Origin of the sequence: Paenibacillus sp. FSL H8-0104 (assembly GCF_038050215.1) — a bacterium.
Classification (GTDB): domain Bacteria; phylum Bacillota; class Bacilli; order Paenibacillales; family Paenibacillaceae; genus Paenibacillus; species Paenibacillus amylolyticus.
The window spans coordinates 4791518-4812199 of record NZ_JBBOTC010000001.1; the positions used below are offsets into that span (position 1 = coordinate 4791518).

Below are 20682 nucleotides of genomic sequence, written 5' to 3' on the forward strand. Positions count from 1 at the left end.
TGTATTTATTAATATCGTCAATACAACCCAATAATGAAACGCACTTGGATGAATTTTGTTGCGCTAGAAGCCTCAAACTACCCCTAAGTCCTGTTATTCATCCTTTGTGTGATCATGTGCATCGTTCAGTACGTTCCCCATATAAATGCGGATGGTTGATCCCTGATCTACCCTCGCCCCAGGTTTGGGTGCCTGATTAATCACGTATTTACCACTGCCAGACTTCGCCAGCATAAAATTCATGTTCAGGTCTTCGTACAGATCTTCAACTGTAGCTCCTGTCAGGTCTGGGACTGTCACGATTTTGGTTTCACCATACTTGTATTCTTTGGCGACCTGATCCTTCCGAACAGGTACATTCATATAATGCAAAGCATCTTCAAGGATGTTCTGCACAATCGGGGCGGCAACCACACCTCCGAACTGAATTCCTTTGGGATTATCAACTGCGGTATAGACCACAATCTGTGGATCATCTGCCGGTGCAAATCCGATAAAGGATACGATATGCTCAGTCGAGGAATAACGTCCGTTGATAACCTTCTGGGCTGTACCTGTTTTGCCACCGACCCGGTATCCATCAATGAATGCCGGACGCCCGGTACCTTTTGCGACAACACTCTCGAGTGCTTCACGTACTTGTTTGGATGTATTCTCCGAGATCACCTGACGAACCAGTTCCGGCTTGGCCTCTTCCATGACTTCTCCCGTTACCGGATGGACCCACGCTTTCGTAACATATGGCTTGTAAAGTTTACCCCCATTGATGGCCGCTGACACAGCTGCTACTTGCTGAATAGGCGTAACCGATACACCTTGACCAAAAGCAGTTGTTGCAAGTTCGACAGGTCCTACTCTCGACAGTTTGAATAGAATTCCACTGGCTTCTCCACTGAGGTCAATTCCCGTTTTGGTACCGAAGCCAAAGTCTTTAATATAGGAGAAGAGCGATTCTTTGCCCAGCCTCTGCCCCAGAGCTACAAATCCCGGGTTGCATGAGTTCTCCACCACTTGCAAAAAGGTCTGACTTCCGTGGCCGCCCTTTTTCCAGCAACGCAGACGAGCTCCACCCACCTCAACATATCCGGGATCAAAAAATTGATCCTGTTGCAGATTGACCTTTTTCTCTTCAAGCGCTGCTGCCAAGGTAATAATCTTGAACGTAGAACCCGGTTCGTACGTCATCCAGATCGGTAAATTGCGATTGTATATCTCCGCGGGATATTGCTGATAATCGGCAGGTTCGTATCCCGGTCTGCTGGACATCCCCAAAATTTCACCCGTTTTCGGATTCATCGCTATGGCCAATGCTGAGTTCGCCTGGAACTTCACCATGGCCTGATCCAGTTCTCTCTCCATGATGGACTGAATGGATTTATCAATGGTCAGCTTGAGGTTAAGGCCGTCCTTCGGTTCCACATACTTCTCGGATGAGCCCGGCATTAGCCTTCCGGCCGCATCGGACAAGTAGGACACACTGCCATTCAAACCATTCAGCTTATCATCATATTTCTTCTCGACACCCGTTAAGCCCTGATTATCAATGCCCGTAAAACCAAGAATATGGGCAGCCAAATCATCATAAGGATAAAAACGTTTATTGTCTTCAGCAACAACGATACCCGGAAGCTTCAAATCACGGATGCGCTGAGCTTTCTCCATCGTAATTTTGCGGCCGCCGGGTTGTAGTCGTACAATGAGTTCTCGTTTCTTGATGGTTGCGAGCACTTTTTCTTCCGTCATCCCAAGCAATGGGGCCAGCGCTTTAGCCGTCGTTTCAGCTTCTTTAACCTGAGCCGGAATGGCCATAATGGTTGGTGTTGTCACATTATAGGCCAGAGAGGTTCCATTTCGATCCAGGATCTCCCCTCGCTTGGCTGAGTAAGGAATATTACGCCGCCAGGATTCTTCTGCTTTTGCTGACAATTCAGGGCCTTCCCCGAGCTGTACATAAGCAAGCCTGATCATCAGGGCCGAAAATAACAAAACTAAAATCATTAAACTCCATAGCAACCTGCGTCGCAGATTTACGCTTGATCCCTTCACTAAAAGATCCCCCCACTCGTCCCAAAATCATGACATTCGTTCCATTCATGAATATTCAGGACAACCGGGGGTTAGAACAAGCTGTCAGAGCTCCCTAAGGAAGTGTAGCTCCGTTTGTTGCTGGATCGTCAGAGGATTCGGATTCATTGGTAGGAGCCTTGTTGTTATCTGTTTCGTCTGTTTCGTCGGTTTTAGCTTCTCCGCCCGAAGCCTCTTGTTCCTTCACTTCAGCTTCTGATGACGGATCAGAAGAGATTGGAGCTTCATCGGCTATACCTGTCACTGCAGCTTTGGCAGTTTGCAAGTTCAGCTGTACAGTTCTCTGTTCACCTGCAACCTGCTCGGTTTGCTTCATGACATAACCCTCGCCCTTGACCGTAACCCCCACTTTCATGAGAGAAAGTACTTCAAGGGCATCCCGGAGAGATTCACCTGTTAGATCGGGAATCTTCATCTTGCTGCTTTCTTCCGTTAGCAGATAGATTCGTTGGCCTGGATTCATAGAGGCGCCAGCAACCGGATACTGCCGAATTACATTATCACCTTGACCAAGAGTCACATAAGCAATACCTGCGCTTAGAAGCTGGCTTCTGGCCTGTTTGGCTGTCTTGCCACTCAAGTCAGGCGCCTTGGCTTGCACGACAGAGACTTCTTTTGACTTTTTGTCAGGAGTTTTGGCTGTATCTTTGGGTATTCCCATGTATTGAAGAGTCTGGCTGACAATCTTTTTGAACACCGGCGCAGCTGCGGTTCCTCCCCCAATGTTGGTTCCATCCGGTTGGTCAATGACAACAAGTATAGCAATCTTCGGATTATTCACGGGCGCGAATCCAATAAACGATACAACGTCTTTTGACTTGCTGTATGCTCCGTTAACAACCTTTCTTGCTGTACCTGTCTTACCAGCTACACGGTAACCTTCAATATAGGCGTTACGACCGGTACCAATCGTCTGATCTGCAACCACTTGTTCCAGATAACCGCTCACCAGTTTGGAAGATTCCTTGGAAATCACCTGACGGACAACTTTAGGTTTGATGACTTCCGTTGTTCCATCATTCGGGTTCTTGATCTCCTTCACCAGATGTGGCTCCAACAATTTGCCGCCGTTGGCAATCGCAGAGATGGCTGCGACCTGTTGAATTGGTGTTACCTGTACAAGACCATGCCCATAGGCTGCCGTAGCAATCTCGGATTTGTAAACCAGTGGCTTGATCGGGGACGCTGCCTCATTTGGCAGATCAATACCCGTCTTTTTGCCGAAACCGAATTCGTCTATGTAATGACGCAGACGTTCACCGCCAAGCATGTTGTAACCCAAGTTAACAAAAGCAATGTTACTTGACCGTTTGACACCTTCGAGATACGAGATCCAACCATAGGAATGACCATTATCACTAATCGGGAAACCACCGATATACATGCGTTTGGATTCAAAACTTGCATTGGGATCGAAGAGTTTTTCTTCAACAGCCCCTGCTAGAGTAACTATTTTGAATGTACTACCTGGCTCATAGATGGATTGGGTAGCATGGTTGATAAAATTCTTTTGATCAGGTGTACTCCCATACGTATTCGGGTTAAAGGTTGGCCAGTTCGCCATCCCTAGAATCTCCATCGTGTTTGGGTCCGCAGCAATGACCGTCATGCTCAGTGGATTATACTTGGCAACGGCTTCTTTCATTGCATCCTCAATGTAGAACTGGATCGTATCATCGATGGTCAGCGTAAGGTTCTTACCGTTCTGAGGTGGCAGATAGTTATCCTGTGAATCCGGAAGTTTAATGCCTTTGGCATCCTTCTGATAATTCAGATATCCATCTGTGCCTGTCAGTGCTTCATCATATGAGACTTCAAGTCCATTGACAGCTTTCCCATCACGGCTCATATACCCCAAGAGGTGAGAAGCAAGTGTTTCTTCAGGGTAAAAACGCTTCGACTCCTGAGCCATCACAATTGCATTACGAGCCTTGTACTCTTCTTGTAATTCCTCACGCAGTTCGTTGACTTTTTCCGCAAGCTCTGGACTTATCTTATATCCTTCACTGCGTACTTCACGTTGTTGAAAAAAATCACCATCTTTATTCTTCGCTGTAACTAGAGTACGCATCTCACTCTCATTTTTCCCTAGAAGGGCAGAGAGCTTCTCCGTAACAACATCCTGTATGCCGAGTTCATCGATCAAGAGGGGATTAACGGAAACCGTATACGCAGGGGCATCGGTAGCCAAAATATTACCATTTCGATCCGTAATCGTTCCACGTGCAGCCTTAATCGTCTGTTCCCGCTCTACCAAACCGGCTGCCCGTTCCTGCCATACACCGCCATTCACAACTTGAATGAAAAAGATTCGGGTTACGAGTACAAGAAAAAAGAGGGTAATACATCCCCCTATAAGCAACGTGCGCATCTTTATTCTTTTTATCATCGGAACACCTCTTTACTTACTGCTTCCTGTATTCGAGGACGACTCAGTACCAGTTGATTTCGTACTTGTTGAGCGAGGTACATAAATGACATCCTTACCGGAAGCTTCAACGTAACCAAGTTGTTTTGCATTTTCGATGACCTGGTTGTTCAATGTTTCTTTTTCCACCTGCAGGTCTGCAATCGTCTTTTCATACCCCTTAATATCCGAAATAGTGGACTGCGCCTGCTTGTTCAAATCATAGATATGAGCATAACGAGACATCAAGGCTCCTCCAACAAGGATAACTGCAACCAGGGTAATCAGATACAAAATTTTCTCGCGTGCCGGAAGACCCGTACGACGGGTCACCACTTTGGTGGTTTCTTTGTATCGTTGCTGGGTCACACGTTCCTGGGACGCTTTTTCTTTTACAGCGAGATTACCACGTGTATATGCCATACTCCGATTCTCTCCTCCACTCTTGATCTACAATTTCTCGGCTACGCGCAGTTTGGCTGAACGAGCACGTGAATTTTCGGTCAATTCCGTTTCCGTTGGAATCAACGGTTTTCTGTTAACTAAACGCAGGCTCCCCTTGCCGCCGCATACACACAACGGAAAATCGGGTGGACATGTACATTTTTCCAGATAACTGCTGAAAATCTGTTTACATATCCGATCCTCAAGGGAGTGGAAGGTAATAACAGATACACGTCCTCCTGGTGCCAGACAACGAACAGCCTGATGTAAGCCTTCTTCAAACGCACCCAACTCATCGTTGACGGCAATGCGTAATGCCTGGAAGCTGCGTTTGGCAGGATGTCCACCTGTACGGCGAGCTGCCGCCGGGATGCCTTCCTTGATCAGTTCCACGAGTTCACCTGTCGTCTCAATGGTAGACTGCGCTCGTTTTCCGACGATAACACGGGCAATTCTTCTCGAAAACTTCTCTTCACCATAGCGATACAAAATTCGAGCAATCTCTTCTTCTGGCCACTCATTCACAATCTCTTTGGCCGTCAGCATTGCATCCTGGTCCATTCGCATATCGAGCGGAGCATCGTGATTGTAACTGAATCCACGTTCTCCTTCATCAAATTGCGGGGATGACACACCCAAGTCGTACAAAATACCGTCGACCTGTGGTGCACCATCCTTCATTGGTACATCCAGTTCCTTGAGTACCTGTTCCAGATCTCGAAAATTGGTTTTCACCAATGTTACACGTTCTCCATAAGCTGCGAGCTTCTCGCGAGCATTATCCAAAGCCCAATCATCCTGATCAAGTGCGATCAGACGTCCCCCTGGACCGAGCTTGGAAGCAATCACGGAGCTATGTCCGCCACCGCCTAAAGTGCAGTCCACGTATATACCGTCCTGCTTGATGTTTAATCCCTCTGTTGCCTCTTCTTTGAGTACGGTTATGTGGTGAAACAACCTGCACCCCTCCTGACTTTATAAATCAAAATTAAAATCGACCAGCTTTTCGGCAATGTCGTTGAATGCTTCTTCGGATTGATTGAAATAACTCTCCCATATGCCTTTGCTCCAAATCTCCACCCGGTTCGACACGCCAAGAACAACACAATCCTTGTCCAGCTTGGCATACTCTCTTAAATTGCCCGGCAGATTTACCCTGCCCTGTTTGTCCAGTTCACATTCGGTTGCACCCGAGAAAAAAAACCGGGTAAACGCACGTGCATCAGATTTCATCAATGGCAGTGCTTTGAGCTTCTGTTCCATGACCCCCCACTCCTCCATGGGGTACACGAAAAGACACTGGTCCAAACCCCGTGTGACAACGAAAGACGGTCCCAGAGATTCGCGGAATTTAGCCGGAATGATAACCCGACCCTTATCATCAATGCTATGTTGGAACTCCCCCATAAACATTGGCCCACTCACTCCTCACCCGTTTCTCCCACTTTGCCCCACTTTCCACCACCTAAGCATAATAGATTCGCACAAAAAAATCAAAACCCTTCTTGCATGACTTGATTTTTTAATTTTTCAGCATAAAAAAACGTCCTTGATCCTGTCACTCAGGATCAAAGACGCTTCCCTTAAACGGGCAATCGTATGTCTACCCGCACATGAGCCATATCATCAATAAACCATTCTATACCTATTGAATCATTTCATCAGCTTGTAATTATTGGATAGTGCTTAAAATTTCCAGCTATCCAGGTATTTCACTTGCTCAGCTGACAAGGAGTCGATGCCAATATTCAGGCTTTCAAGTTTATAGCTGGCAACTTGCTGGTCAATATCATAAGGTACATTAACAACGTTTTTACCCAAGTTTTCATAATTCTCACTTACATAACGCAGACCAAGCGCCTGCAGAGCAAACGTCGTATCCATGATTTCGGCAGGGTGACCATCTGCTGCACCCAGGTTCACAAGACGACCTTCTGCAAGAAGATACATTTTACGACCGTCTTTGAAACGATATTCCTCAATGTTGCGACGAACTGTGCGAATCGATTCCGAACGTTTAGCCAGTTCAGGTTTATTCACTTCAACATCAAAGTGACCTGCATTACTCAGGATCGCTCCGTCCTTCATCACATCGTAATGCTCACCTGTGATAACATCCTTATTGCCTGTAACTGCGATAAAGAAATCGCCCAATTTGGCGGCTTCCACCATCGTCATGACCCGGAACCCGTCCATGTGTGCTTCTACCGCTTTGATTGGATCGATCTCGGTTACGATCACATTTGCACCAAGACCTTTGGCGCGCATCGCTACACCTTTACCACACCAGCCATAACCTGCTACCACTACGTTTTTACCAGCGATAACCAAGTTAGTTGTACGAATAATCCCGTCGAATGCAGATTGTCCAGTACCGTAGCGATTGTCAAACAGATACTTGCAGTATGCGTCATTAACCGCAACCATCGGAAACTTCAATTGGCCTTCTTTCGCCAATGCTTTCAAACGGATAATACCCGTTGTCGTTTCTTCTGCTCCTCCGCGAATTGTTGCTGCGAGGTCAGGGCGCTCGGATGCAATAATGGTTGCAAAGTCTCCACCATCATCAATAATGAGATCAGGCTTCACCTCAAGCGCACGCAGTTGCAGTGATTTGAATTCCGCAGGCTCCGGATTGTACTTCGCATACACCGTAACCCCGTCTTCCACCAATGCTGCGCAAACATCATCTTGTGTAGACAATGGATTGCTATGCGTAATTGTTACTTCTGCACCACCCGCTTGGATCACTTTTGCCAAGTAAGCTGTTTTCGCTTCCAGATGAAGACAGATGGCAACCTTCAAACCTTTGAAGGGCAGATCCTGTTCGAACTGGCGACGAATGCGGTTTAGTACCGGCATATGCGCTTCTACCCAATCAATTTTCAGGTGACCCTCTGAAGCGAGTCCCATATCTTTAACAATACTGTTTTGCAATGCAGGTGTAGTCATTTCATATCCTCCTCGTTTATGTGTTTCTTCTATTATAAAGGGCTCTACAGTGCAATGACCTTGTGCTCTCCAAGGAATTCGCTTGAGGCCTTAATCAGTTCATCGATCCACTCGGTGCCATAACGATTCAGGTAAAAGAGTGCATTATGTACTCGTTCCTGTGGTTTGCCCGTTGGGAATAAGGAGTTCTGAATGCCGTGCCAGTGCCTTAGACTCACGTTATGTTTATCTTCGATAGCTTTGTGAGTCTGCTGTTTCAGATACTGCATTTGCTCGTTGATTTTACTCAAATTGGTATCGCCAATTCGTTCCAGCCCCGGATGAATCTCCGCGATCTCATCAAGCAACGGTCCATACAGATCAAGAAACGCTTCCTGAACCTTGTCAAACTGTTCATCTACCTGGAACGTCTCCTGCTGTGCGAGCCACTGCTCTTTCTTTTCTTCCATATGATATTGAACATCCTGAAAAGAAAGTCCATATTGTTTCATATGTTTGTGATGAATATCTTCCATAATGGTGAAAGACAACCGCGGCAACAAAATGGGCATTTGCAGTCCGAACTGACGGAATGCTTCCCGAGTCAAACCCCAATATGCAATTTCACCTTGCCCCAAAATAACAGCGGCTACAGGCAGCACGGAATCTTGCATTAATGGTCGTGTCAATACGTTGTTACTGAAGCGCTCCGGATGTTCTCCCAGTTCTTGAAGCAAACGTTCCTCTGTAAAAGAAACCAAACCTTTGCGATCACTATATAAACCGTCCTTCAACAACAAGAGCAGACGCGTACCTTCATGAATGTAGAACAGATTAGCTCCATCCTCCGCCACTTCGGCAGGCATAGCATAACCAGCTTGTTGTACCAGCGAAGCACCTTGAGTGTATGCGCTGCGCAGCACTTCATTTTTTCGTATCAACCGCTCAAACACGGGCTGTTCCAACCTGCGTAAATCTGGATCCGATGCATCCATTAGAACAAGTCCACTGCTGGCAAACAAAGCAGATATCATGCGGGCAAATGCATCACTCAGATTTGAACTGGATTGATGGATCTCTGTGATGCATTTCATCAGTCCTGGTTTATGTATCGTATCAGGTAAAAGATGTTCCACCTGTTCGAGTACATTCATCCACTGCTGCGTATCCACATGAACATTACTCACAGAATCCCTTCCTGCGAATCGTCCTTGTAACTTAACCTTGTTCATGTCTCCCTGACGATCAGGTAGATATGTGTGGTTAACCTCATCCCAGTCATGGTCTTCACCGGCAATCCAAAATACTGGGACTACCGGGCGTTGAAGTCTTTCTTCCGCTTCACGCGCAGCTGCCACTACGCTGGCGGCTTTGTATATGACGAACAGTGGTCCGGTGAGCAGACCGCTCTGCTGTCCTCCTGTAACCACTAGTGCATCTTGTTCTGCAAGACGTGTGATGGACGCATGAACCTCTCCATGGTCGTTCACCCGCTTATTATATATACGTAAATACTCTGCCAGATCACGACGATCAATACGTGTGTTTTCCGATTGGTCCAGCCACTCGGCACGCGCCTGAAGTCCTGATTCCCAGCGAATGTCATACTCGTAAAGGCCACGCGCAGCATCTCTTGAACAGATATAATCTTCTGCAAGTCTTGATCCGCTGCGGAGTGCCTCGGTAATACCGTTCATGAGGTCTGCCTCCTATTCTGCTTCAAAGAGCCTTTCTTGATTGTACCGAATTCAGGGCCGCTTCGTCAAAAGAAAGTAATTAAAATACGAAAAAAACCGCCGAACGAGTCGGCGGCATTTAATACATCAATAATAGCATATCGCTTTAATATTCCTATTATACGTAAGGTTCTGCAACCCAGTGACCTTTGGAAACCTCAATCAATTGAGAATTTTCCAGGTTGTACGGATCATTTGCAGGACCGCCAGATCCGTTCTGAATCGGGCTCATATGCTCTTCTGGCAGCAAGATGCGACGTTTGTTCGCTTCCACTTCCGGATCAGGTACAGGGATCGCGGAAAGCAATGTTTTGGTGTAAGGGTGGACAGGGTTCGCATATAGTTCTTCACTTTCTGCGAGCTCAACCACTTTACCCATGTACATTACAGCTACACGGTCACTGATATGTTTAACCATTGACAAGTCATGCGCAATAAACAGGTATGTCAAGCCGAGACGTTGCTGAAGCTCTTCAAGCAATTTAACGACCTGCGCCTGAATGGATACATCCAGTGCAGACAATGGCTCATCACAGATGATGAATTTAGGGTCTACAGCAAGCGCACGCGCAATCCCGATCCGTTGTCTTTGACCACCGGAGAATTCATGTGGATAACGAAGTGCATGACTTGGATTCAAACCTACCAGATCAAGCAGTTCCTCCACTCGTCTCTTGCGCTCTTTAGAGCTGGAAGCCAGACCATGAATATCGAGTGACTCCCCGATAATATCCATAACATTGAAACGCGGGTTAAGAGATGCATATGGATCTTGGAAGATCATCTGCATATCTTTACGCATTTCTTTCATTTTGCGCGGGGACAACTTGTAGATATCCGTTCCGTTGAAGTTAACATTTCCGCCAGTTGGCTCATAAAGACGCAGAATGGTACGACCTGTTGTGGATTTACCACAGCCAGACTCGCCTACAACGCCAAGTGTTTCACCTTCAAAGATATCAAAGCTTACGTCATTGACCGCTTTGAGAATGTTACCTTTACCCAAATTAAAGTACTGTTTCAAGTTTTTCACTTGTACCAGAGGCTTATTGCTGCCTTTGATAATACCAGCTGGAGCTGGTTTTTCCTTTTTGGGCTCGTCCAGACGTGGCAAGGCATTCAGCAATTTAATGGTGTATGGATGTTGAGGGTTACTAAAGATTTCTGCAGTTGTTCCTGTTTCAACAACTTCGCCTTCCTTCATAACAACAACACGGTCACACATACCCGCTACGACACCAAGGTCATGCGTAATCAGCATGATCGATGTTCCAAGCTTTTGCTGCATGTCTTTCATGACATCCAGAATTTGAGCCTGAATTGTAACGTCAAGTGCAGTTGTCGGTTCATCCGCAATCAGGAGGGATGGACGACATGCAAGCGCGATCGCAATCATGGCACGCTGACGCATACCACCAGAGAATTGGTGAGGATAATGATTCATGCGGATAGCCGCATTCTTGATACCTACAAGTTCCAGCATCTCCAAAGCCGCTTTATTCGCCGCTTGTTTGGACATGTTCTGATGCTTGCGCAATACTTCAGTAATTTGTTTACCAATTTTAATGGTAGGATTCAATGAAGTCATTGGATCTTGGAAGATCATACCGATATCTTTACCACGAATCGCTTCCATTTGTTTGTCTGTCTTATTCAGCAGGTCTTGCCCGTGAAAAGTAATTTCTCCGCTTTTGACCTTCGAAGGCGGGGAGGGAATCAATTTCATGATGGTTTGGGCGGTAACACTCTTACCACTACCCGATTCACCTACGATCCCCAGCGTCTCTCCTTTGCCAAGTTCAAAACTCACATGTTTAACGGCATCAAATTCACCAGAACGTGTTGAGAACGACACACTCAGGTCTTTGACAGTTAAAATCGGCTCCATAATCCCACCTCCTGTTTCTATTTACGTAATTTCGGATCGAGTGCGTCACGCAGACCGTCTCCGAGCAAGTTAAATGCAAGCATTGTAAGAACCATCAGACCTGCTGGGAACCACATCCGCCACGGGAATAGCGTCCAGCCTGTAAGTGCATCATTGATCATAGAACCAAGTGAAGATCTTGGTGCTGATACACCCAATCCAAGGAAGCTCAGGAACGCTTCAGCAAAGATTGCATTTGGAATGGACAACGTCAATGTTACAAGAATCGGTCCTATTGCATTGGGCAACAAATGACGGAACAATTGACGCCCTGTGCTTGCTCCCATGGACCTTGCAGCAAGAATAAAGTCTCTGTTTTTGAGTTGCATAATTTCACCACGCACAATCCATGACATGCTGATCCAGCCTGTGATGGTGAGGGCAATGATAATCGTTGTCAGACTTGGTTCCAGTACAACCAGCAACAAAATTACAACAAGCATGTACGGCAAGGAGTAGAGGATTTCGGAAAACTTGTTCATAATTCCATCTACACGTCCACCATAGAAACCCATGATCGCTCCATAAATAACCCCGATAACAAGGTCAATCAAGGCTGCGGCCAAACCTACAGTAAGGGATACACGTGCTCCTACCCAAGTTCTTACCCACACGTCGCGACCAAGCTCGTCCGTACCGAACCAGTGCTCCGCACTCGGTGCTGCATTGGCATTCAACAAATCATTGGAATAATAATTATAACTTGTAAACAAAGAAGTTGGACCAATCAAAGAGAAAATCACGACAAGAACCAACACGCTCAGACTGATCATTGCAGCCTTATTGGTTGCAAGTCTGTACATGGCATCTTTAAAAAGGGATACACTTTCTTGCGGTTTAACCGCTGCCTGACTAGTCAGGTTCGTGTTCGCCGTTTCATTCTTTTTATTATTCGTGCCAGACAACGTTATGCCCCCTTCCGGCTTTCCAGCTTAATTCTAGGATCAATCAGCACGTAAGCGATATCCGTAAAGAAACGAGCCAACATCAGGAGGATACCATAGAAAATCGTAATCCCCATGATCATAGTGTAATCACGGTTTGTGATACTCTCTACGAATACTTTACCAATTCCCCCGATGTTAAAGATCTGTTCAATTACAACGGAACCTGTGATGATATTCGCTGTCATTGGACCAACATAAGTTACTACTGGTAGAATACCGTTTCTTACAACGTGTTTAAACATAATTGCAGGCCACTTCAGACCTTTGGCTTTAGCTGTTTTGATATAATCTGCATGTAAGACTTCAAGCATGCTCGAACGCGTCAAACGAGCGATAAAAGCAATCGGAGATGCAGATAACGCTGCAACCGGAAGAACATAATCCAATGGACCATCAAAGCCCATAACGTTAAACCAGCCTAATTTAGTAGCAAAGAGGTACTGCAATAGTGACGCAAGCAAGAAGCTCGGAACAGCTATCCCTATGACAGCCAGGATCATCGTGATATCATCAATGAGTTTACGATGGTAAACTGCAGCAATAAGGCCCAGCAGAACACCCACGATAATGGAGATAACAATTGCAAACACTCCAAGCTTCAGCGAAGCGGTGAATGTTTCGCCGATCATTCCGGCTACATCTCGATTGAGATATTTCATTGAGACTCCGAAATCTCCCTTAATGATTCCACCCATATACTTCAGGTATTGTTCATACATCGGTTTGTCCAATCCATACTTCTGTTCCAGCAAGACCCGAATTTCAGGCGATACTTTTTTCTCAGATGTAAAAGGGTCACCCGGAATAGCCTTCATCAGGAAGAAGGTTGCAGATGCGAGTATGAAAAGCGATAGCAGCATAAATAATAGTTTTTTCAACACATACTTAACCAACCCTTGCACACCTCCACAAACAATATTTTGTATACAAATCGATTGTAGAATTAGACAGAAATAAAGTCCAATCCATTTATCGGAAATTTCAAGAATTATAAGGAAAATCGGTGCACATACAAAAAATCGGGATATATATGGAATTCCACATATATATCCCGAAGTATTCATATTAGACTTCAGAACAACTTATTTCTCTTCCAGATATGCACGAGTGTAGTCAATAGCTCCACTGAAATCAAGTTGTACACCTTTCAGGTAAGGCTTAGTCAAAGATACGTTAGTGTAATAATAGATTGGCATAACGCCCATTTCATCTTGAATCAGGATTTTCTCAGCGTCAGCAAATGCAGCCATACGTGCAGCTGGATCAGCAGATTTTACAGTTTCTTTAACATCTTTGTCATACTGTTCGTTGCTGAATTTGGAATCATTGTTTGTGTTTCCAGTAGTCCACATTTCCAAGAAGTTGTATGGATCGTTGTAGTCAGCAGACCAACCTGCACGAGCTACTTGGAAGTTTTGGTTTTGACGGTTCTCAAGGAATACGCCCCACTCTTGGTTTTCTGTTTTCACATCAACACCAAGATTTTGTTTCCACATGTCAGCAACCGCCAAAGCGATTTTCGCGTGACCATCACTAGTGTTGTAGATCAACGTAACAGCTGGCAATGTTGTGTAACCTTCTTCTTTCATACCTTCAGCAAGCAATGCTTTAGCTTCTTCAACATTTTCTGTGAAGTAATCGTCTTTGTGCTCATCACGGAATTCGCCGTTTTCACCACGGATACCTGGAGGTACAAAGCCGAATGCTGGAATTTGTCCACCTTGTGTAACTTTGTCAACAATCAGCTGACGCTGAATTGCCATTGCAAATGCTTTACGGATTTTTACGTTGTTAAATGGTGCTTCGTTTACGTTGAACTGATAGTAGTACGTACTTGCAATACCAGTAGCTTTGAACTCGTCCGGCAATTCCGCTTTTACAGAAGGAATTTGGTCGGATGGAATTTCACCGTTAGGTGCACCAGTGTAGTCCAATTGTCCTGATTTGTAAGCTTGCAGTTCGGAAGCACTGCTGTTTGTCAGAGACATATCGATTTGAGCCAATTTAATATCGGCAGCTGCATGGTAACCATCGTTTTTCTTCACAACAATTTTTTGACCTTTAGAGTATTGATCCATTACAAATGGTCCGTTAACGATCATGTTTTTGTAGTCTGTGAAGAATTTGTCATTGGTGTCAGCAGATGCATGTACTGGGTAGTACGTGTAGAATGCTGTCAGACCCAAGAAGTAAGGTGTTGGGTTTTCCAACGTTACTTCCAATGTGTGCTCATCATTAGCTTTAACGCCTACTTGTGAGAAATCTGTGACTTTAGTACCTTTGTATGTTTCATCTTTGCTGAGGTTGTAACCTTCAGCACCTTTAATGTAGTACAATTGGTATGCATATGGAGAAGCTGTTTCCGGTTTCAAAGCACGTTCCCAAGAACGAACAAAGTCTTCGGCAGTGATTGCATCACCGTTGCTCCATTTAGCTTCCGGGTTCAGGTTGAAAACATATTTCAAACCATCTTCGGAAATTTTCCAGTCTTTAGCTACGCCTGCTTGTTCTTTACCATCAGCATCAATGCGTACAAGACCTTCGTACAAGAATTTCAGAACTGTGTTGGTTTGGCTGTCTTTTGCTTGAGCCGGGTCCAACGTAGGAGGTTCAGCTGACAGGTTGATTTTCAGAATTTGATCTTTAGCAAGACCATTTCCTTCGTTTGCAGAACCAGTATCGGTGTTACCTGTGCCTTCGTTTTTCGATCCGCACGCTGCAAGTACGGTACCGAACGCCAAAATCAGCGTCAAAAGGACTAATAGACTTTTCCTTTTCATCTAACACGTTCCCCCTAAATTGATATGGTTTATATGTTTATAGATTATACAACCACCGGTCAAAAAAATCTACATTACTTTTTCAGAAAGTAATGTTTTTTTCAGTTTTCGACAAAATCGACACATTTTTTGCCTCTTTTGCGTTATGTAACCTTACATCAGTTGCATGAAGTATCTAAATAATCCAAATAAAGTAAACAAAACATACCCGAAACTCATGATAACGAAAGACATGCGCCATACGGCCCGGAACATTCTACCCCTATCGACCTTCCCTTTTAGTCGATTTTGCGCACCCCCGATGAATCCAAGTGCTACTAGTATGAGTATTAATGTCAGATAAAAACCAAAATTCGAATCAAATGTTAAGTTGAATAACGCTGAAACTGAAAATACAAGAAAAAAAGTGGTTACATCCATTGCCATTCGCAATGCTTTACGTTTGTCTTTTTTCCATACGTACATGCCCCAATAGACAAGAAAGAACGGAAAAAAGGGCAATATGCTCAACACAATAAAAAGTCCCATTAATTCACTCCTTCCGGTTGCATTCCTTCAATCAGATGAAGCAGTATTTCATGTGTAGGTGCAAAAAGGTCCAACTTCTGTGCCATCTTTACAATATGACCGTTAATTGACCTCACTTCTGTACCACGTCCAGCGAGAACATCTGCAAGCATGGAGGAAGTATTCGTGGCAGTAGAACGACAAACCGATATCAGTTGATCCCACATATCCTGATCCAAACATATTCCACTTGCAGAGTAGATTAACAATACTTCATCATATAACTGGCGCATTAGCCTCTTTCGTTCTTCCTTGACGATCAATTCTCCATTAGGGATTCGCCATAGTGCCGTGAGCGGGTTAATGACTGAATTAATCAATAGTTTTTTGTATATCAGCTTATCGATTTCATTCGACACTGTACAGTCAAATCCTGCCTGCTGCAACGATCCCGACAGAGTAAATGTTCTCTGCTCCTCTATAGAGGTAGAAGCTCCTATATGTATGTTGTACCTCCCCAGCCTAGTTTCACCTGTACCTGCACGAGTCACCTGACTTTGTGTTCGCTTCGCACCTTCTGTTGTAACCGCACTACACAGAAACGACTTTGGCAAAGCTGCTTGAAGTTTTGTAAGATGGCCCATCCCATTCTGAAAACAAGCGACATTCAGCACATGATCTTGTAATGGACTAATCTCATCAATGAAATCATCAATGCTTGTCTGCTTAACCATGAGCAGTAACCATTCTCCTTGTGTGTTCTTCCATGTGTCAGTCAGCTTACTTATTGGTTTCGCCTGTATTTGATCCGGTAGAATATGTATCTCCTCGTCTTGTTCCACAATGGTTACTCCATTATGGCTGAGGAGGTCTGCCTGAGCTGTTGTTCTGGTCCAAAATCTGACCTGGTTACCTGACGCCAGCAGTTTCCCGCCATACAAAAGACCAAGTGCCCCCGCTCCTACGATGTCAATGATCATATGATGCACTCCTCTCCGCTTCAGTAGTTTCTCCTTCTATTATCTATAATAGAACAAAAACACCAAACTAAAAACCCGTCATACCTGCCGTTGTGTAACGGAGGTGTGGCGGGTTCATACCTGACTTTCACAAATCAAACGTCTGAATTTGTTATTCAATTCGTTCCAGATTCCCGTTGGCATCCATCTTGAAACGTGTCTTAAGTTCCTCTTCTTCTTCGGACAAAAATGCGAGTCTGCGAGCCCGATCCATAATCTGAATCAAAGCTTTGTAGTCGTCATTCACCACACGGTAATCCGTCTGTACTTCATTCACTTCCTTGGAGAGACGGTCATTCTCAAGACGTAGTTCAAGCAATTCATCTTCTTTCTCCCGAAGCTCCTTCTCCAGCATCTTGAGTTGACGACTACTCTCCTGCACCGTTCCCTTCCATTGTCGCAGGAAGCGGATTACTGCATCCATCGATAATGAATCGTCTGAGATCCCATCTGATTTGTACAGATGTTCTTCAGTGTCCAGTGTAGACAGTGCTGCAACCTGCGGTCCGAGCATAGCTGGTTGCTTTCTGAGATAACTTCGTTTTTGTCGTTGTGCCTTGGCGTTACTGATGGCAGAATCATACTTTTTACGTACACAACTGTTCCAGCGAAAACCGCATGCGGCAGATGTTCTGCCTATTTTTTCGCCCACCTCTTCAAAAGCGGCCAATTGTGTACTGCCTTCCCGAATATGACGCAAAGTAACCTCAGCCAATATCAAATCGTCCTCTGTACTCCAAGCATCCTGTCTCACTGCAGTCATGCTATAATACCCTCCTAACAACATCCTAAAATAACCGTCCGCATTACCGGAAGCCCGGTATGTGAATTAGGTATAAAAGCTGCTTCATTCATTCTTATGCCTCTCATAGAGTTCATAGAATTGATTTCATACTAAAATGTATTTCCACATTCAGGCTTGCTCATACGTGACATATGTAAAACATATCCTTCTATACTTACTTTGAGCAAAAAAAGAATTCGCTTTCATATCCAAATTTGTTTACACGTTTTTCCTTTCCCGGTATAATGTTGTGTAGACAATCTATGAACGTACTTAGGAGAGGAGGATTTACCGTGGCACGCATGTTTCGGGTACTCGGGTTCTTCACGCTTGCAATTGGCCTGATGGCTTTTGCAGGAGATCTGGTCGAAATGGCTTTGCTTTTTTTCCTGCAGACTGCGTTTTTTGTCATTTTGGGATACTTGAAATTTACCGAGCGAACGTACATATTGCTCTTCTGGGGTTATATGATCGTAACATTCACGGGGTTCAGCTACTGGACCGTATTCGAAATGGGGTTGCCGCTCTAATCCACCTGCAGCATCAAAGTGATCCGATATCTGTCGGGTTGCTTTTTTGTTGTGTTCAGATTAAATGAATGCTCATGGTGTTATGTAACCACTAAGGATATTTCACGTATTTGTTTCATATATTGTCTGGAAGACAACAAGCCTGTACGATTGTCATTTAAGAAGTGGAAAGGAGAATGGATCGGTGAAACATCAACACGGCATTTCCGCCTTTATATTATGCATCATTTTATTCCTCCAGCTACCTTTAGCCTATGCCTATGGAGAGTCTTCACCTGAGGATACACGTGAGATATTACAAAAAAGTCTATCCATCGTTGAAATCGATCATGAAATCGAACGCATCACCGAAAGGCAGAAGCAGCTGGGTCAACAACACGAGACATTATCCGTCCAGCTGCAGGAACAGGAAGAGCAGATACATATTCAGCAAGATCGGGCCGGAGCTGTAGTGAGGTCCTACTACACAGGAGAACGCGACAGCCTCCTCATGACGGTCCTGGGAGCCAGGTCATTCAAAGACCTGTTTGTACTGTATGATTATTACCAGATTATTATCGGACGGGATCAGGCTGTGCTGGACAAGTATCAGGACCGTTATCGCACCCTGCAACAGACTTCCACTCAGATTCGTCAGACTACAACAGAATTAACCGAAATGAAGACTAATCTTCAAAACCAGCGGGAACGTGTAGTCGCCTTGGAAAAAGAAGTGGATGCCCAAATAGCCACCAGCGGAGATGCGGCAGCGATTCAGAAACTGATGGATGAATTAACCCTCTATTGGGAGAATATCGGCATCTATGAGGTGAAACGATATTTCAAAGCATTGGCATCTGCCATGCAGAACCTGCCCGATTTTATCCAAAAACAAAACGGAGGAATATCCACGACTGGAACAACGTATACGATTCGAATTGGACAGGATGAGCTTAATGCATTTCTACGTTCCCAAAATCCAATCTTTGAAGACTTTGCCTTTCAGTTTAATCAGGATAAGATTATAGCTTCCGGTCAGCGGGATCAGTTGCAATTAAGCATTGAAGGACATTATACGGTTGAAAATGAACCGCAAAACTCCATTCGTTTTCATGTGGACAAACTTGTATTCAACCAGCTTGAATTACCAGACACCACTCGCCGAATGCTGGAAAGAGAATTTGACCTTGGGTTCTATCCACAGAAAATCCTCTCGTTTGTGAAAGCAACCGATGTTTCGACAAGTGAAGGCATACTGGAAGTAAAACTAGCTATATCCTTTTAAAGAGGTTGAACACGAACTTAAAGTTAATTCGTTGTTTTAATACTGTCTACGTATTGATTCGCTGTAATTTCACCCTTTAAGAATTGTTGTACTTTTTTATGAAAACGAGTTATTAGAGCATGACTTTCGGTCGTTGCAGCAGGGACATCTTGGGTGGTCGGGAACCAGGATTGTCCCTTTGTCATGTCATAACGTCCAACGAGTTTCTCAGACTCCATATCCAGCTCCTGTTGCTTTGCGGGCAACCGGTTAACCTGTTGGTACCATTTCAGCTGTGTCGTAGCGGACGTCATTCCTTCAATCCATCTACTGGCCTCCTCAGCCTCAACCGACCCCGCAGTAATAACAAGGCTTCTGGAGTTTACGGTTTCCAAGGTTTCGAAAGAAATCCGCTCCAAAGAATCTTTATCAACTGCACTCGCTTGATCCGCACTTAATAATTGAGATAACAATGATACAACCATCGGTGTGCCGTTCTGGTCAGCAGTTGGAGAGAACTCTGAATTGGTAGACTCCAGCTTAATAAGGGGCTGAATCTGATTCATCAACTGAATCCCCTGCTGAAGATTCCCCGTTTGCGAATCTATCTGTGTTCGTTTAACTTGGTCTGGTGCCATTTTCGGTTCCAAATGATTCAGCCACGCATTTGTCCCGTACATATCATTGATGTTCATTGTAATTAAAGGGGTGCCTTCCGCAACGGCTTGTTGAGTAAGTTTGACCCACTGATCTTTATTGCGGGGTAATGACTCCAGACCAGCTCTCTTCAGAAATGAAGATTGTGTAGCCAGAATGTACGGATCAAAATCAAAAGGCATTCCCCACTGATAACCATTCCACTCTGTCATTCCCCGTAACCCAACTACCGTATCTCCTAGCGACTTCGATAATGTTGTTCCGTTTAACGGATACAGGTACCCTTTTTGGGCATAGTATTGCACTTCCTCACTATCAAGCAGAACAACATCACCGTTCTCCCCTAGTGAAAATTCAAGATCCAAAACATGCTTATATGTATCCGGCTTCTCATTCCGAAGATTAATCTCTACCAGCTGGGAGGCAGCAACTTCTTTGGCTATCTTTTGAAAGGCTTGAAACTCTTCATCCGACATGGCCACTACAATCTCCAGCGGAGCTTGAGCATCTTCATTACGGGACGAAGACCCAGGAAAAGCATCCTTCTCCTGATCGCGTTCCTGATTGAGCTGCGAACCTCTAAAGTCAAAACTCGGTGACAAGATCGTTAACGAAAGCAGCAATACCGCGAATAAAACAACCTGATGTCTACGCTTCATTAACTTCCCTCCCTGTTCACCTAGTT

At 44.9% G+C, this 20682-nt stretch carries 17 protein-coding genes; 2 read left to right on the forward strand and 15 right to left on the reverse strand.

The features are described from left to right. Nucleotides 1-93: 93 nt before the first annotated feature. From NST38_RS21295 to NST38_RS21360, 14 genes are all read right to left on the reverse strand, one after another. On the reverse strand, nucleotides 94-2046 hold the full coding sequence (locus NST38_RS21295; protein WP_036614879.1) for a stage V sporulation protein D: 1953 nt from the start codon (nucleotides 2044-2046) through the stop codon (nucleotides 94-96). A gap of 94 nt (nucleotides 2047-2140) precedes the next feature. Then, nucleotides 2141-4474, reverse strand: coding sequence for a penicillin-binding transpeptidase domain-containing protein (locus NST38_RS21300; protein WP_076250745.1), 2334 nt, complete (start codon nucleotides 4472-4474; stop codon nucleotides 2141-2143). A 12-nt stretch (nucleotides 4475-4486) separates the two neighbouring features. Continuing rightward, nucleotides 4487-4915, reverse strand: coding sequence for a hypothetical protein (locus NST38_RS21305; RefSeq protein WP_076250743.1), 429 nt, complete (start codon nucleotides 4913-4915; stop codon nucleotides 4487-4489). A 27-nt stretch (nucleotides 4916-4942) separates the two neighbouring features. Beyond that, a complete protein-coding gene (gene rsmH, locus NST38_RS21310) occupies nucleotides 4943-5893 on the reverse strand; it encodes a 16S rRNA (cytosine(1402)-N(4))-methyltransferase RsmH (protein ID WP_076250741.1) in 951 nt (316 codons plus the stop codon). 18 nt (nucleotides 5894-5911) lie between these two features. Then, nucleotides 5912-6349 carry a division/cell wall cluster transcriptional repressor MraZ gene (gene mraZ, locus NST38_RS21315; RefSeq protein ID WP_017687291.1) on the reverse strand — a complete coding sequence of 146 codons (438 nt, stop codon included), beginning with the start codon at nucleotides 6347-6349 and terminating at the stop codon, nucleotides 5912-5914. A gap of 273 nt (nucleotides 6350-6622) precedes the next feature. Continuing rightward, complete coding sequence (locus tag NST38_RS21320; RefSeq protein WP_036614885.1) at nucleotides 6623-7888, reverse strand: adenosylhomocysteinase; 1266 nt, start codon at nucleotides 7886-7888, stop codon at nucleotides 6623-6625. 44 nt (nucleotides 7889-7932) lie between these two features. Next, nucleotides 7933-9564 carry a bacillithiol biosynthesis cysteine-adding enzyme BshC gene (bshC, locus tag NST38_RS21325; RefSeq protein WP_076250739.1) on the reverse strand — a complete coding sequence of 544 codons (1632 nt, stop codon included), beginning with the start codon at nucleotides 9562-9564 and terminating at the stop codon, nucleotides 7933-7935. A 157-nt stretch (nucleotides 9565-9721) separates the two neighbouring features. Beyond that, a complete protein-coding gene (locus NST38_RS21330; protein WP_036614890.1) occupies nucleotides 9722-11491 on the reverse strand; it encodes an ABC transporter ATP-binding protein in 1770 nt (589 codons plus the stop codon). A gap of 17 nt (nucleotides 11492-11508) precedes the next feature. Next, nucleotides 11509-12390, reverse strand: a complete 882-nt coding sequence (locus NST38_RS21335; RefSeq protein ID WP_370511422.1) for an ABC transporter permease — start codon at nucleotides 12388-12390, stop codon at nucleotides 11509-11511. A 47-nt stretch (nucleotides 12391-12437) separates the two neighbouring features. After that, entirely contained in the window at nucleotides 12438-13370 is a 933-nt protein-coding gene (locus NST38_RS21340) for an ABC transporter permease (protein WP_036614893.1), read from the reverse strand. Nucleotides 13371-13559: 189 nt separating this feature from the next. Next, nucleotides 13560-15257 carry a peptide ABC transporter substrate-binding protein gene (locus NST38_RS21345; protein WP_076250737.1) on the reverse strand — a complete coding sequence of 566 codons (1698 nt, stop codon included), beginning with the start codon at nucleotides 15255-15257 and terminating at the stop codon, nucleotides 13560-13562. A 153-nt stretch (nucleotides 15258-15410) separates the two neighbouring features. Beyond that, nucleotides 15411-15785 carry a DUF3397 domain-containing protein gene (locus tag NST38_RS21350; RefSeq protein WP_036674826.1) on the reverse strand — a complete coding sequence of 125 codons (375 nt, stop codon included), beginning with the start codon at nucleotides 15783-15785 and terminating at the stop codon, nucleotides 15411-15413. Next, a complete protein-coding gene (locus NST38_RS21355) occupies nucleotides 15785-16744 on the reverse strand; it encodes a ketopantoate reductase family protein (RefSeq protein WP_341344055.1) in 960 nt (319 codons plus the stop codon). The genes NST38_RS21350 and NST38_RS21355 overlap by 1 nt, the downstream gene beginning before the upstream one ends. Nucleotides 16745-16895: 151 nt before the next feature. After that, nucleotides 16896-17546 carry an RsfA family transcriptional regulator gene (locus NST38_RS21360; RefSeq protein ID WP_036674824.1) on the reverse strand — a complete coding sequence of 217 codons (651 nt, stop codon included), beginning with the start codon at nucleotides 17544-17546 and terminating at the stop codon, nucleotides 16896-16898. Between the two features lie 314 nt (nucleotides 17547-17860). Between NST38_RS21360 and NST38_RS21365 the strand changes: the two genes are divergently transcribed. Further along, nucleotides 17861-18097: a DUF2626 domain-containing protein gene (locus tag NST38_RS21365; protein ID WP_017687281.1), complete on the forward strand. Its 237-nt coding sequence runs from the start codon at nucleotides 17861-17863 to the stop codon at nucleotides 18095-18097. Nucleotides 18098-18281: 184 nt separating this feature from the next. Further along, nucleotides 18282-19361 (forward strand): hypothetical protein, encoded by a 1080-nt coding sequence (locus tag NST38_RS21370; protein ID WP_076250733.1) that lies wholly within the window; start codon nucleotides 18282-18284, stop codon nucleotides 19359-19361. A gap of 23 nt (nucleotides 19362-19384) precedes the next feature. On the opposite strand, the gene NST38_RS21375 is transcribed toward NST38_RS21370, so the two are convergent. Next, the gene (locus NST38_RS21375; RefSeq protein ID WP_076250731.1) at nucleotides 19385-20656 is read right to left on the reverse strand and encodes an ABC transporter substrate-binding protein; all 1272 of its coding nucleotides are present in this window, start codon (nucleotides 20654-20656) and stop codon (nucleotides 19385-19387) included. Between the last annotated feature and the right edge of the window lie 26 nt (nucleotides 20657-20682).